This is a genomic window from Streptomyces sp. KMM 9044 (genome assembly GCF_024701375.2).
Lineage (GTDB): Bacteria > Actinomycetota > Actinomycetes > Streptomycetales > Streptomycetaceae > Streptomyces.
The window spans coordinates 1,758,418-1,772,850 of sequence record NZ_CP113910.1; the positions used below are offsets into that span (position 1 = coordinate 1,758,418).

The window sequence follows — 14,433 nt, forward strand, 5'->3', positions numbered from 1 at the left end:
CAAGTGAGGGGACGGGCCCCGCCCCATTTCATGATCGCCACCGGCCTTCGGTCACTTGACGCAAGCACCGGCAATAGGTTGCATACGTTCTGTGATCGTGCACCCTGCTCCATCTTCCTGTTCCTCCCCGTCCCTCCGGACGTCACTTCGAGCAGGGGGCGTCGCGCCGTGGACCCGGTGATCATCGTCGGAGCGGGGCCCGTCGGGCTCACGCTCGCCCTGGCGCTGGCGCGTCAGGAGGTGCCGTGCGTGGTCCTCGACGAGGGACCGGGCACGGACGAACCGCGCCCCGCCCGCTCCGTGGTACTGCGCGAGGACACCACGGAACTCGTGGAACGACTGACCTGTGCGCCGCTCACCCACGCCGGTTCGCCATGGGCCGGATGGCGGTCGATGCGGCGCAAGCAGGTGACACACGAGATCACCTTCGCCGACACCGAACCCGGCCCTGTGCACGTCGCCCAGCACGTCCTGACCGGCGCCCTGCGCGCAGCTCTCGCCGACGAGCGGCTCGTCAGGGTCGTCGTGGACAGCCGTCTGGACTCCCTCGAACAGGAGCCCTCCGGTGTCACCGCGCACACCCGCGGTCCCGGGGGCACCTGGTGGCGCGGCAGCTATCTGGTCGGCTGCGACGGCCCTCGCTCCACCGTGCGCAAGCTCCAGGACATCCGCTTCCCCGGCCGCACGGCGGTGGAACGTCACGCCGTGGCCGTGCTGCGTACGGAACTTCCCTGGCCCCAGGAAGCGGTGCTGCACCGGATGCCCTCGTGGCGCACCTCCGGTCCCTTCGCCGGGGAGATCAGCGCCCGCCCGCTACCGGACGGTGTGTGGCGGCTGGACTGGCTGATGCCTCCGGGCAAGGAACTGGTCACCCCCGAACTGCTCCTCGCCCGGGTCCGCGAGACCCTGGCCGGCTGGGCCGAAGGCCCGACACCGCCGTACGAGCTGCTCGACACCGGGGTCCACACCGTCCACCACCGGCTCGCCCGGCGCTGGCGGTCCGGCCGTGTGTTCCTCGCCGGGGACGCCGCGCATCTGCTCGGCACCCTGGGCACGCACGGGCTCGACGAGGGGCTCCGCGACACGGACAACCTCGCCTGGAAGCTGGCCCTGGCCTGGCACCACGGTCCGCACGAAGCGCTGCTGGACAGCTACCAGACGGAGCGTCGGGCGATCGTCGCCGCCCGGCTGCGCGCCGCCGACCAGGCGTTGCCGCTGGTGCGGAGCGGCGGAGGCCTGCGTTCCTACGTCCCCGGCGCCGCCCGCGGTCATGACACGCTCCTGGTGGAGGGGCATCTGGGGCAGGGGACGGTGGGCGCGCCGGGCCGGCACGCCGGCTCGCCCCTCACGCCCTCGCCCCTCGAGGGCGAGGTCCCCGTGGACACGCCGGTCGGGGCACCGGTCACCGATGTACGGGTCACGGCGGAGGACGGCACCTTCGTCCGGCTGCGGGACCGGCTGGGCCGGGGGGCGCTGCTGGTGGTGCTGGTCGCGCCGGGCACCGGGGTGTGGGAGCGCAGACACTGGGTGTCCGCCGGGATCATGCCCCGGCTCGCGTCGGCGGTGGCGGCGCTCCCGCACCCTGCCGAGCTGCTGGTCGCGGAGAGCTATCCGGGCGCGGCGGCCCACACCGTGCTGCTGGTACGCCCCGACGGGCACCTGGTCACGGCACTGGGCGGGGTCCGTCCCGAGTCCCTGTACGCGGCGGCCGGGACGACGGTCGGCAGACCGGCTTCGGCTGAGGCAGGGACGGGGACGGCGGCGGGGGCCACCGGAACGGACACCGGGGCGGAGACGGGAGCAGGAGCGCGGGCAGGGGCGGGGGCCAACGCCGGCACCAGGTCGCGCTGAGGTTTCGCCGCGCCGGGATCCGGTGCGGGGACCGGGTGGGAGTGCTGTCACGGGTCGTGCGGCGCGGATGATCCGGCGTCGCGGCCCGCCTGTCCCGTACCCGTCCTGTCCCGTCCCGGCGTCCCTCTGTGTTCTCCGGCCTTCCTGCCGACTCCCCGTCGCCGCCGTGTCCGCCGTGGGTGTCCGCATGCTGACGACGAGTTGTTCCCGTGCGCGGTGTCGTGGTGTACCCCGGCCCGTGACCGACGCCTGTGTACGCCTGTGACGGAGGGGCCGTATGGACCCTCTCCGCTGTGCCGACTGTGTGTCACCCGTCCTTCTGGAGTCGCTTCCTCCCCTGCGTACCGCGCTCCGCTTTCCTGCCGCTGCTGCCGTGCGCGCTGCGCGAGCCCTTCTCCAGGACGGTGCCCCGTGTCTGCTTCCCCTGCCCTTTCCCCGTCACCCGCGGTCTCCTCCTCCGATACGGCTCCCGGTACGGCCGCTGCTCCCGGTACGGATGCCACTCCTGCCGCCGGCCCTTCGCAGGCGGAACTCCTCGACTTCGTACGGGACGTCGCCGCCGACGCCGAGCTGGTCGTCTCACTGCCGCTCGATCCGCAGAGCCGCACCTGGGTACGGCTCGACGGTCCTGCGGGCAGCGGGGTCTGGCTGATCGGCCGGCCGCCCGGCACGGGCACCGGCTGGCACGACCATGGAAATTCCCTCGGCGCCTTCATGACCGCGTCGGGTGAACTGAAGGAGAACTCGCTCGCCGTGCGGATGCCCACCGAGGGCTGGAAGACGCTGGAGCTGAACGACGGAGTGGACCGGGAGCGCCGGCCGGCGGCCGGCGAGGGCCGTGCCTTCGGCCGGCACCACGTGCACGAGGTGCTCAACGCGTCCCCGGAGCAGCACGCGGTCTCCGTACACGCCTGCCATCCGCCGCTTCCCCTGATGCGCCGGTACAGCCGCACCGGCCCGACGCTGCGTCCGGAGCAGGCCGAGAGCCCGGAGGGCTGGCAGTGAGCGGGGTACCGGAGAGGGGCGTCGGCGCCCCGGGGACCGACGAGCTGCTGGAGCGGGTCCGCGCGGGCTACGAACGCATCGAGGCGGTCCTCGCCCACGAGGCCGCCCACCACGGGGAAGCGCTGCTGGTCGACATCCGCTACGCGTCCCTGCGCGACCGGGACGGGACGATCCCCGGCGCCCTCGTCGTCGAGCGCAACGAACGGGTGTGGCGTCTCGACCCCCGGGGCGGCCATCGCCTCCCCGCGGCGACCGGCCACGACCTGCGCGTCGTCGTGATCTGCAACGAGGGCCACGCCTCCAGCCTGGCCGCGGAGTCCCTGCACCGGCTGGGACTCCACCGGGCCACCGACCTGATCGGCGGCTTCCGGGCCTGGCGAGCAGCGGGGCTGCCGGTACGGACGTAGGGCACGGGCTCTCAGTACCCGCCGCCCTCCAGGAATTCCGTGTCCTCGCCCTCCTCCAACGCCTGCCTGACCACGCGCAGGGCGAGGCCCTCGGGGTAGCCCTTGCGGGCGAGCATGCCGGCGAGACGGCGGATCCGCTTGTCGCGGTCGAGTCCGCGGGTGGAGCGCAGCCTGCGGGCGACGAGCTCGCGCGCGGTGGCCTCTTCCTGTTCGGAGTCGAGCTGGGAGACGGCTGCGTCGATCAGCGTGGAGTCGACGCCCTTGGTCCGCAGCTCCTGGGCGAGGGCGCGCCGTGCCAGGCCCCGGCCATGGTGCCGGGACTCGACCCAGGCGTCCGCGAAGGCGCTGTCGTTGATCAGTCCGACCTCTTCGAACCGGGACAGCACCTCCTCGGCGGCCTCGTCCGGGATCTCCCGTTCGCGCAGGGCGTCGGCGAGCTGTTTCCGGGTGCGCGGGGTTCCGGTGAGCAGCCGCAGACAGATCGCCCGCGCCCGCTCCACCGGGTCCCCCGCGGGCTCCTCCCGCTCGGCCCTCGGTGAGGAGGAGCCGTCCCCGTCCGCCGCGGCCGCCTCGTCGGAAGCCCGGCTTCTGCGCCCACCGCTCGGCCCGCCGCCACGCGAGCCGCTCCCCCGCGAGCCCTTTGCGCGACGGGACCCGGCGCCGGGTCGGCGCCGGGTCCCGCCCTCGTCCTCACCGGAGAAGTCGTCGAAGAGGCCGTCGCCGGCGTCCCCGTGTACTCCGTCCCCGCGCGCGGCCGGGTTGTCGCCGCTTCCGGCGTCCGCCTCCCGTGGGGCTCCGGAAGCAGCGAACTCGTAGTCGGCCCAGTCGGCCCAGTCGGTTCGTCGGGTCACGGGTCAGCTCTTGGCCGCGGCGGCCTTGGACTTGGTGGTCTTGGCCACCGGGACCGGAGTCACGGCTGTCCCGGCCGGAGCGGCGGTGACGGCGGCATCCACGCTCTTCTCCTCGGCCGGCTCCTCGGGCTGCACGCCGACGCCCAGCTTCTTCAGGATCTTCTTCTCGATCTCGTTGGCGAGGTCGGGGTTGTCCTTGAGGAAGTTGCGGGAGTTCTCCTTGCCCTGGCCGAGCTGGTCGCCCTCGTACGTGTACCAGGCGCCGGCCTTGCGAACGAAGCCGTGCTCCACGCCCATGTCGATCAGGCCGCCCTCGCGGCTGATGCCGTGGCCGTAGAGGATGTCGAACTCGGCCTGCTTGAAGGGCGGCGCCACCTTGTTCTTGACGACCTTGACGCGGGTGCGGTTGCCGACCGCGTCGGTGCCGTCCTTCAGCGTCTCGATCCGGCGGATGTCCAGACGCACCGAGGCATAGAACTTCAGCGCCCGGCCACCGGTCGTGGTCTCCGGTGAGCCGAACATCACACCGATCTTCTCGCGGAGCTGGTTGATGAAGATCGCGGTGGTCTTGGACTGGTTGAGCGCGCTGGTGATCTTCCGCAACGCCTGGCTCATCAGACGCGCCTGCAGACCCACGTGGCTGTCGCCCATCTCACCCTCGATCTCCGCGCGCGGCACGAGCGCCGCGACGGAGTCGATCACGATGAGGTCGAGGGCGCCGGAGCGGACCAGCATGTCCACGATCTCCAGCGCCTGCTCACCGTTGTCCGGCTGGGACAGGATCAGGTTGTCGATGTCGACGCCGAGCTTCTGCGCGTACTCGGGGTCGAGGGCGTGCTCCGCGTCCACGAACGCGACCTGGCCGCCGGCCTTCTGCGCGTTCGCCACCGCGTGCAGGGTCAGGGTCGTCTTGCCCGAGGACTCGGGGCCGTAGACCTCGATGACGCGGCCGCGCGGCAGGCCGCCGACACCGAGGGCCACGTCGAGCGCGGTCGACCCGGTCGGGATGACCTCGATGGGCTCCTTCGACCGGTCACCCATACGCATGACCGCGCCCTTGCCGAATTGTCGTTCGATTTGCGCGAGTGCGGCGTCGAGCGCCTTCTCGCGGTCGGTTCCTGCCATGGGTTCCACCCGATGTGCTTGAGTCGATCGCTTCACGTCAATGACGCTAGCGCCTGCCACTGACAACGCGCTCCGACGCACCTCCAGCCTGTGGACAACCGGAGTCCATTACGGACTCAACCGGGTTAAATCACCCACTCTCGGGCTTCGCCGGTACACCCATAAGAATAGATGTTCGATTTTTGTGTCAAGCGCGACACCCGGCACTCCCACGAGTCGTTCACCCTCCGGCAACGGCTCCGGCCGGCGGTCCACATCGTCGGCCGGAGCCGCCCCCAGGGTCCGCGACGTTCAGGAGTCCTCGGTCCCGAGGCGCGCCGAGGCCGGTCGGCGGTCCCAGAGGTGCCGGGCGCGGACGAGGAGGGTCCGCCGCTCCGCGGAACCGCTCTCACCGGGCCCCGCCCCGCGGTGGCCTTGCACGCGGGGGTCGTCGGTGACGTCGTAGCGCTTCACGTACGCGCCCATGAACGCCTGGAGGGTGGCGACCGCGGGAATGGCGATCAGCGCTCCGACGGCGCCGAGCAGGGCGGTGCCCATGACGACCGAGCCGAAGGCGACCGCCGGGTGGATGTCGACGGTCCTCGAGGTCAGCTTGGGCTGCAGCACGTAGTTCTCGAACTGCTGGTAGATCACCACGAAGATCAGCACCCACAGCGCGTACCAGGGGTCGACCGCGAAGGCGATCAGCATGGGCAGGGCCCCCGCGAGATACGTGCCGATGGTGGGGATGAACTGCGACACCAGGCCCACCCACACCGCGAGCACGGGCGCGTAGGGCACCTCCAGGATCTCCAGCAGCACGTAGTGGGCCGAGCCGGAGACCAGCGCCATCAGCCCGCGCGAGTACAGGTAGCCGCCGGTCTTGTTCACGGCGATCTCCCACGCGCGCAGCACCTCGGCCTGCCGCGCGGGCGGCAGTACGGAGCAGATGGTGCGGCGCAGCCGCGGGCCGTCGGCGGCGAAGTAGAACGAGAACAGCCCGATGGTCAGCAGTTGGAAGAGGCCCCCGAGGACCTGCGTGGAGACGTCCAGGACGCCGGTGGCGCTGTTCTGCATGTAGCTGCGCAGCCAGTCGGAGCGGAGCAGGCCCTCCTGGATGTCCACCCGCCGCAGCTCGGTGTGGAAGTGCGCGTTGATCCAGTTGATGACGGAGTCGAGGTACTCCGGGAAGTCCTCGACGATCTTTATGATCTGTCCCGCCAGCATGGATCCGAGGAGCGTGACGAAGCCCGCCGCCGCGATCAGCACGCCCAGGAAGACCAGGAAGGTGCCCAGTCCCCGGCGCACCCCGCGCGCGGCCATCCAGCTCACCGCGGGTTCGACGGCGAGCGCCAGGAAGAACGCGATGAGAATGTTGATCAGCAGTCCGGTGAGCTCGTGGAAGGCCCAGCTGCCCAGCTGGAACAGGGCGATCAGCGCGAGCGCGAGCACCATGGCGCGCGGCAGCCAGCGTGGCATGCGGGAGCCCGGCGGCGGAGCCGCGCCGTCCACCCGAGGGCCGGGGAGCGGCGGCGTGCCCGGCGCGGAGGGATGCTGGGCTGCCTGCCCGGTCTCTTCAGTGGGTGCCACAGGCCAAGTCTCGCCCACACCGCCGGCAGCCGTCTGCCTTCCGGCGGTCTCTGTGACGATCAGCGCTTTTCCCGGGGGACCTCCATCACCGCGCAGACCACCTGCCAGACGTCCTTGGCTGCCCAGCCGGCTCCCAGCGCCTCGTGCACGGTGCGCCCGCCGAGTTCCGACATGACGTGATCGCGCGCGAAGGTGTCGGCGGAGCCCGTACCGAAGTGCTCCGCCATCCGTTCCCAGAAGACCGTCAACCGCATGCCTCCCAGTATCCCGCCCTCGGGTCCGCCCGGTGACGGCCGCCGACGCGCTGCGCACGCTCACCGCGTACGGCCGCGCGACCGGCCGGCCCTGCGCCGCCCGGCCACCTGCCCGGCCACCCGGCGCCGTCTCACCCGCCGAGGGCCCGGACTCCCGCCGTCACCGCCACGGCCGCCCCGACGACGACCAGGAACGGGGCGCGCAGCACCAGCGCGACGGCGGCAGCCGCGAGACCCGCCGCCCGCGCGTCCAGCACGAGCGTCCGGCCGTCGGCGAAGGTCTGCTGGGCGGTCAGGGCGGCGAGCAGGGCGACGGGCAGCAGCGCGGCGAGGCGCCGGACGAGCGGCCGTTCGAGGGCGCCGGCGGGCACCAGGAGCCCGGCCAGCTTGACGGCGTAGCAGCCGAGGGCCGTCACGCCGATCGCGATCCAGATGTTCAACGGTCCTCCTCCGGCGCGTCACCGTGCGGTGTGCCCCCGCGGTGGCCCCGGGCCCACAGGACGGCCGGTACCGCGAGGGCGGCCACCAGAACCGGTACACCGGCGGGCAGGACCGGCAGCAGGCCGAGTCCCGGCAGGACGGCGAGCCCCGCGACCAGCCGTTCGGTGCCGGTCCGCAGCATCGGCGCGAGCAGGGCCAGGAAGACCGCGGGGCCGGCCGCGTCCAGGCCCCAGGCGTCGGTGTCCCCGATGGCCTCGGCGCCCAGCGCGCCGAGCAGGGTGGTGAGGTTCCACAGGACGTACAGGCTGAGCCCGGTGACCAGGAAGCCGGTCCGGGCGCTGCGCCGGGTGGGCTGGGCGAGGGAGACCGCGGCCGTCTCGTCGATGACCCACTGGGCCGCGAACGGCCGCACCGCGCGCGGGAGGGCCAGCAACTGGGACAGGCGCAATCCGTAGAAGGCGTTCCGCACGCCCAGGAAGAACGCTCCGGTGGCGGCGGTGAACGGGCTTCCCCCTGCCGCCAGCGCCCCCACCAGGGCGAACTGGGACGCGCCGGTGAACACCAGCAGGCTGAGCGCACAGGTCTGCGGCAGCGTGAGTCCGCTGCCGGCCGAGGCCACCCCGAAGGCGAATCCGGAGAGTCCGACGGCGATCCCGACCCCCAGGGCGTCCCGGACTACGGCGCCGTCCGGTTTCCCTCCCGGGGTTCCCCCGTCGCGTGCCTCTGCGAGTGCTGTCCGTTGTTCTGCTGCCACACTCCGGACGGTACGTGGAGCGTGCTCCCCGCGTCTTGTACGTTCTTGCGCTCTCGCCGGTAGGCGCCCGGCGGCACTCCGACGATCCGGCCGAAGTGCCGGTTCAGGTGCGGCTGGTCGGTGAACCCGACGGCGACGGCGGCCTCCGACGGCAGCGTGCCCGCGTCGAGGAGCCGGCGCGCCCGCCGTACCCGTGCGTCGGTGAGCCAGGCGTGCGGCGGCATCCCGTAGGTGTCGCGGAAGGCCCGCAGCAGCGCGAACGGGCCGGTGCCGAGTTCGTCGGCGAGTTGCTCCAGCGTCGGCGGCGCGGTCATCCGTTCCTCGAGCAGGGCACGCGCGCGTGCGGCGGTCCGGGCGCCGGCCGTGCGCACCCGGCGCCGGGGCAGCGGGCCGCCGTTCAGCCGGAGCAGCCGGGTCACGGCCACCCTCAGAAGGGTGTCGGCGGCGAGCGCGTTGCCCTCGTCGGTGGCCCGCAGCACCTGGTGCACCAGGCGGACGGCGTACGGGTCGTCGAGCACCGGTGCCGCGAACCCCGGGGTTCCGCGCAGGATGGTGGTCTCGGCGGCGATGGCCGCGACCGCCTCGGGCGGCGGGTAGAGCGCGCCGTACCGCCATCCCTCGGGTGCCCCCGCCCGTCCGGAGTGCGGGGTGTCCGGGTTCACCAGCGCGAGTGTTCCGGCGCCGGCGTACTGGTCGGCCCCGCCGTGGTGGAAGACATCCACCCCGTCGGCGATGGCGGCGATGACGAAGTTCTCGTGGGTGTGCCGGGCGAACGTCTTGCGGATGTAGCGGGCCCGGAGCAGGTCGACGCCGGGCAGCCCGGCGTACTGCCAGTGCCGCGCGCGCTCCGTTCCCGTTTCCGCCATGCGGCCATTGTCGCGCGCTCCGGGCAGCGCGCTCCCCGCCGGCCCCCGGGGCCACGGCACACCGGGGTCCGGGCGTCCGCCCGGCTCAGCCCCGTTGTCAGTGTCCGGGTGCAGGATGGACGCATGCTGAGTACTCCGCACCCGGCCCTGGACGGCTTCTCCGCCGCGACCCGCGGCTGGTTCACGGGGGCGTTCGCCGCGCCCACCGCGGCCCAGGCAGGCGCGTGGCGTGCTCTCCAAGAGGGTTCGGACGTGCTGGTGGTCGCCCCCACCGGCTCCGGCAAGACGCTGGCCGCCTTCCTCGCGGCCCTGGACCAGCTGGCCGCCGCGCCCCCGCCCGCGGACCACCACAAGCGCTGCCGCGTCCTGTACGTCTCCCCCCTCAAGGCTCTGGCCGTCGACGTCGAGCGCAATCTGCGCAGCCCGCTGACCGGCATCCGCCAGGAGTCCGTGCGCCTGGGGCTGCCCGAGCCCGAGGTGAAGGTCGGGATCCGTTCCGGCGACACCCCTCCCGCCGAGCGCCGGGCCCTGTCCACCCGCCCGCCGGACATCCTGATCACCACCCCGGAGTCCCTGTTCCTGATGCTGACGTCAGCCGCACGCGACGCGCTGACCGGCATCGAGACGGTCATCCTGGACGAGGTGCACGCGGTCGCCGGGACCAAGCGCGGGGCACATCTGGGGCTGTCCCTAGAGCGGCTGGACGAGCTGCTGCCCCGGCCGGCCCGCCGTATCGGCCTGTCGGCGACGGTCCGTCCGGTCGACGAGATCGCCCGTTTCCTGTCCCCGCGCGGCAAGGTGGAGATCGTCCAACCGGATTCGGGCAAGGAGTTCGACCTGTCCGTCGTGGTCCCGGTCGAGGATCTGGGGGAGCTGGGCGGCTCTCCGGCGACGGACGGCTCGGGCGGGGCCGGGGGGGCGGAGCGCCCGTCGATCTGGCCGCACGTCGAGGAGCGGATCGCCGACCTGGTCCAGTCCCACCGTTCGACGATCGTGTTCGCGAACTCCCGCCGTCTCGCGGAGCGCCTGTGCAACCGGCTCAACGAGATCGCCTATGAGCGGGCCACCGGCGAGCCCCTGGACGAGCACCACTCCCCCGCCGAGCTGATGGGCGGCTCCGAAGCCGCCCGGGGCGCACCCGCAGTCATCGCCCGCGCGCACCACGGCTCGGTGTCCAGGGAGCAGCGCGCCCAGGTCGAGGAGGACCTCAAGGCGGGCCGGCTGCCCGCGGTGGTGGCCACATCCAGCCTTGAGCTGGGTATCGACATGGGCGCGGTCGACCTGGTGGTCCAGGTGGAGTCGCCGCCCTCCGTGGCCTCGGGGCTCCAGCGGGTCGGCCGCGCGGGGCATCAGGTGGGAGCGGTCTCCACGGGGGTGGTCTTCCCGAAGTACCGGGGCGACCTCGTCCAGGCCGCCGTAGTCACCGAGCGGATGCGGACGGGCTCCATCGAGTCGCTGCGCGTTCCCGCGAACCCGCTGGACGTCCTGGCCCAGCAGATCGTCGCCATGACGGCCATGGACACCTGGCAGTTCGACGACCTGCTTGCGCTGGTCCGCCGGGCCGCGCCCTTCGCCTCCCTGCCCGAGTCGGCCTTCACGGCCGTACTGGACATGCTCGCCGGACGCTATCCCTCCGACGCGTTCGCGGAGCTGCGCCCGCGCGTGGTGTGGGACCGGGTCACGGGCGGGATCACCGGCCGCCCCGGGGCACAGCGGCTCGCCGTCACCTCCGGGGGCACCATCCCCGACCGGGGCCTGTTCGGGGTGTTCCTCGCGGGCTCCGACCCCAGGAAGGGCGGCGGACGGGTCGGCGAGCTCGACGAGGAGATGGTCTACGAGTCCCGCGTCGGCGATGTGTTCACCCTCGGCACCAGTTCCTGGCGCATCGAGGACATCACACGCGACCGGGTGCTGGTCTCCCCGGCCCCGGGCGTGCCGGGCCGTCTCCCGTTCTGGAAGGGGGACCAGCTGGGCCGCCCGCTGGAGCTGGGCCGCGCGGTGGGCGCCTTCCTGCGTGAGGTCGGCTCGCTGTCTCCGAAGGAGGCGCGTCCTCGGCTCCTCGCCGCCGGCCTCGACACCTGGGCCGCGGACAATGTGCTGTCCTACCTCGGCGAACAGCGCCAGGCCTGTGGCCACGTCCCGGACGACCGCACGATCGTCGTGGAGCGCTTCCGTGACGAGCTCGGCGACTGGCGGGTCGTCGTGCACTCCCCGTTCGGCGCCCAGGTGCACGCCCCGTGGGCGCTCGCGCTCGGGGCGCGTCTCTCCGAGCGGTACGGCATGGACGCCCAGGTGATGCACGCCGACGACGGCATCGTGCTGCGCCTGCCGGACGCCGACCTGACGGGCCTGGACCTGCTCGACCAGGAGCCGGTGCGCGCGGGTACCGGGTACGACACGGACCAGGCGCCCCTGGGAGCGGCGGACGTCCTCTTCGACAAGGGGGAGGTCGACCAGGTCGTCACCGACCAGGTGGGCGGCTCGGCGCTGTTCGCGTCCCGCTTCCGCGAGTGCGCCGCCCGCGCGCTGCTGCTGCCGCGCCGCAGCCCCGGCAAGCGCACCCCCTTGTGGCAGCAGCGTCAGCGTGCGTCCCAGCTGCTCCAGGCGGCGGGCGAGTTCGGCTCGTTCCCGATCGTTCTGGAGGCGGTCCGCGAATGTCTCCAGGACGTCTTCGACGTCCCCGGGCTCGTCGAGCTGATGGGCGACCTGGAGTCCCGCAAGGTGCGGGTCGTCGAGGTCACCACCCCCGAGCCGTCCCCCTTCGCCCGCTCGCTGCTGTTCGGGTACGTCGCCCAGTTCCTGTACGAGGGCGACTCCCCGCTCGCCGAGCGCCGCGCGGCGGCCCTGTCGCTGGACTCGCGGTTGCTGGCCGAACTGCTCGGCCGGGCGGAGCTGCGCGAGCTGCTGGACGCCGAGGTGCTGACCGAGCTGGAGCGTGAGTTGGAGTGGCTCACCGAGGACCGGCGGGTCAAGGACGCGGAGGGCGTGGCCGACCTGCTGCGCGTGCTCGGCCCGCTCACCGGGGCCGAGCTGGCGGAGCGGGGCGCCGAGCCGCGGTGGGCGGCGGACCTGGCCTCGGCACGCCGCGCGATCCGGGTCCGCATCGCCGGCACCGAGCGCTGGGCGGCGATCGAGGATGCCGGGCGGCTGCGCGACGCGCTGGGCACGGCGCTGCCGGTCGGTGTGCCGGAAGCGTTCACCGAACCGGTCAAGGACCCGCTCGGCGACCTGCTCGCGCGGTATGCGCGCACCCACGGCCCGTTCACGTCGGCCACGGCCGCGGCCCGCTTCGGGCTGGGCGTGGCGGTCACCGAGGGCGCCCTTCAGCGGCTCTCGGCGGCGGGCAGGGTCGTCCAGGGCGAGTTCCACCCGGCCGGGATCGGCCAGGAGTGGTGCGACGCCGCCGTGCTGCGCCGGCTGCGCCGCCGTTCCCTGGCGGCCCTGCGGCACGAGCTGGAACCGGTGCCGCCCGCCGCGCTCGCCCAGTTCCTCCCCCAGTGGCAGCACATCGGCAGGGGGCACACGCTGCGCGGCGTCGACGGTCTGGTGCGGGCGATCGAGCAGTTGCAGGGTGCGGCCGTGCCCGCGTCCGCCCTGGAGAAGCTGGTCCTGCCCTCCCGGGTGGCGCACTACGCCCCGGCGATGCTGGACGAGCTCACGGCCACCGGCGAGGTGATGTGGGCGGGTGCCGGTTCCCTCCCGGGCAAGGACGGCTGGGTTTCCCTCCACCTCACGGATGCGGCCGACCTGCTGCTGCCACCACCGCACCCCCTGGAGACGACCGCCCTGCACCAGTCGGTCCTCGACGCCCTCTCCGGCGGCTACGGGCTGTTCTTCCGCCAGATCGCCGACCAGGTCCGCGCCGCCACCCACCCGGAGGCCACTGACCCCCAGCTGGCCGACGCCCTCTGGGACCTGGCCTGGTCCGGCCGGCTGACCAACGACACGCTCGCCCCCCTGCGCTCGCTGCTGGGCTCGGGCCGCACCGCGGGCTCCACCGCCCACCGTGCGAAGCGCCCGGCCCCGCGCGGGCGATACGGCTCGCTCACGGCAACCGCCCGCGGTACCTCCCGTACCGGCCCTCCGACGGTGGCCGGTCGCTGGTCGCTGCTGCCGGACCGGGAGACCGATCCCACGGTCCGCGCCCACGCGCTGGCCCGCATCCTGCTCGACCGGCACGGCGTGGTCACCCGGGGCGCGGTCGCGGCGGAGGGCGTCGAGGGCGGTTTCTCCGCGGTCTACCGCGTGCTGTCGGCCTTCGAGGAGACCGGGCAGGCCCGTCGTGGCTATGTGGTGGAAGGGCTGGGGGCCGCCCAGTTCGCCGTGGACGGCGCCGTGGACCGCCTTCGCGCGGCGGCCAGCGCCCGCGAGCGGGGCGACGCCCTGTCCGGGCCCGGCCCGGAGGACTCCTTCGGTGGCGGCACCGGTCCCCTCGCTCTCCACGGCTTCGCTCCGCCCGTCGATTCCGCCGACGGCTCTCCCGAGCCCGCCCCCGGCCACGACGGCTTCCCGCACCTCCCGGACGGCGGCGACCGGGCACCGTACCCACGGCCGTCGCCGGGCGACTACGTCTCCCCGCGCGACCTCGCCGCGCAGGCTCCCGGGCCCTGGCAGCAGGGGGCGCGCCCGTCGTACGATCCGTTCGCGGGCCGGCGCACCGGCCCTGAGCGCGCCCTGCGGGCCGTGGTCCTGGCTGCCGCCGACCCCGCGAACGCGTACGGCGCCGCCCTGGGCTGGCCCGAGCCCCCGACGGGCGCCGGACACAAGCCGGGGCGCAAGGCGGGCTCGCTGGTGGTCCTCGTCGACGGTGAGCTGACGCTCTACGTGGAGCGCGGTGGCAGGACGGTGCTGGCCTGGCCTGCGGACCCGGACGGCGAACCCGCCGACGACCCCCGTCTCCCCGCCGCGGCGGAGGCCCTCGCCGGGGCCACCCGCGCAGGCTCCCTGGGCACGGTCACCGTGGAGCGGGTCAACGGCGCCCCGGCCCTGACCTCCCCGCTCGGGGCGCTCCTGGAGGCCGCCGGCTTCGTCGCCACCCCCAGAGGTCTGCGCCTCCGCGCCTGACCCGGTGGTCCTGCCGGCCGCCCACGGCCCCGCTCGAGTCTGCTCGGTCCGTCCGGCCGATCATTCCGGGCGAACGAGGTGGCACGCACTCCCTCCCGCTCGGGTCCACTCGAGCGGGAGGGATCGTGCCCGGCCCGTGAGGGGCCTTCCTCGATTCGGCTTCCTCCTCCTTGCGTGCGGAGAACCGGGCCGAACCCGGCTCACCCCAGCCGGACAGCCCCGGCAACCCATCCGGCCACACGCTCC

At 73.5% G+C, this 14,433-nt stretch carries 11 protein-coding genes; 4 read left to right on the forward strand and 7 right to left on the reverse strand.

Annotation, left to right across the window (positions count from 1 at the left end):
• The first annotated feature begins 168 nt into the window (after positions 1-168).
• From HUV60_RS07935 to HUV60_RS07945, 3 genes are all read left to right on the forward strand, one after another.
• Positions 169-1,851 (forward strand): FAD-dependent monooxygenase, encoded by a 1,683-nt coding sequence (locus tag HUV60_RS07935; protein WP_257848079.1) that lies wholly within the window; start codon positions 169-171, stop codon positions 1,849-1,851.
• Between the two features lie 411 nt (positions 1,852-2,262).
• Positions 2,263-2,856, forward strand: a complete 594-nt coding sequence (locus HUV60_RS07940) for a cysteine dioxygenase (protein ID WP_257848078.1) — start codon at positions 2,263-2,265, stop codon at positions 2,854-2,856.
• Complete coding sequence (locus HUV60_RS07945) at positions 2,853-3,263, forward strand: rhodanese-like domain-containing protein (protein WP_257848077.1); 411 nt, start codon at positions 2,853-2,855, stop codon at positions 3,261-3,263. The genes HUV60_RS07940 and HUV60_RS07945 overlap by 4 nt, the downstream gene beginning before the upstream one ends.
• Positions 3,264-3,274: 11 nt before the next feature.
• Here HUV60_RS07945 and recX read toward each other — a convergent pair whose 3' ends face one another.
• The 7 genes from recX to HUV60_RS07980 all read right to left on the reverse strand — a co-directional run bounded on the left by recX (position 3,275) and on the right by HUV60_RS07980 (position 9,123).
• The gene (gene recX, locus HUV60_RS07950) at positions 3,275-4,114 is read right to left on the reverse strand and encodes a recombination regulator RecX (RefSeq protein WP_257848076.1); all 840 of its coding nucleotides are present in this window, start codon (positions 4,112-4,114) and stop codon (positions 3,275-3,277) included.
• A 3-nt stretch (positions 4,115-4,117) separates the two neighbouring features.
• The gene (gene recA, locus HUV60_RS07955; RefSeq protein ID WP_257848075.1) at positions 4,118-5,239 is read right to left on the reverse strand and encodes a recombinase RecA; all 1,122 of its coding nucleotides are present in this window, start codon (positions 5,237-5,239) and stop codon (positions 4,118-4,120) included.
• Positions 5,240-5,530: 291 nt separating this feature from the next.
• Positions 5,531-6,808 (reverse strand): AI-2E family transporter, encoded by a 1,278-nt coding sequence (locus tag HUV60_RS07960; RefSeq protein ID WP_257848074.1) that lies wholly within the window; start codon positions 6,806-6,808, stop codon positions 5,531-5,533.
• 59 nt (positions 6,809-6,867) lie between these two features.
• Positions 6,868-7,062 (reverse strand): DUF3046 domain-containing protein, encoded by a 195-nt coding sequence (locus HUV60_RS07965; protein WP_257848073.1) that lies wholly within the window; start codon positions 7,060-7,062, stop codon positions 6,868-6,870.
• A gap of 131 nt (positions 7,063-7,193) precedes the next feature.
• Positions 7,194-7,502 (reverse strand): AzlD domain-containing protein, encoded by a 309-nt coding sequence (locus HUV60_RS07970; RefSeq protein ID WP_257848072.1) that lies wholly within the window; start codon positions 7,500-7,502, stop codon positions 7,194-7,196.
• Positions 7,499-8,257, reverse strand: a complete 759-nt coding sequence (locus HUV60_RS07975; protein WP_257848071.1) for an AzlC family ABC transporter permease — start codon at positions 8,255-8,257, stop codon at positions 7,499-7,501. The genes HUV60_RS07970 and HUV60_RS07975 overlap by 4 nt, the downstream gene beginning before the upstream one ends.
• Entirely contained in the window at positions 8,179-9,123 is a 945-nt protein-coding gene (locus HUV60_RS07980) for an AraC family transcriptional regulator (protein ID WP_257848070.1), read from the reverse strand. The genes HUV60_RS07975 and HUV60_RS07980 overlap by 79 nt, the downstream gene beginning before the upstream one ends.
• 123 nt (positions 9,124-9,246) lie before the next feature.
• Between HUV60_RS07980 and HUV60_RS07985 the strand changes: the two genes are divergently transcribed.
• Positions 9,247-14,187: an ATP-dependent helicase gene (locus tag HUV60_RS07985; protein ID WP_257848069.1), complete on the forward strand. Its 4,941-nt coding sequence runs from the start codon at positions 9,247-9,249 to the stop codon at positions 14,185-14,187.
• Positions 14,188-14,433: the final 246 nt, after the last annotated feature.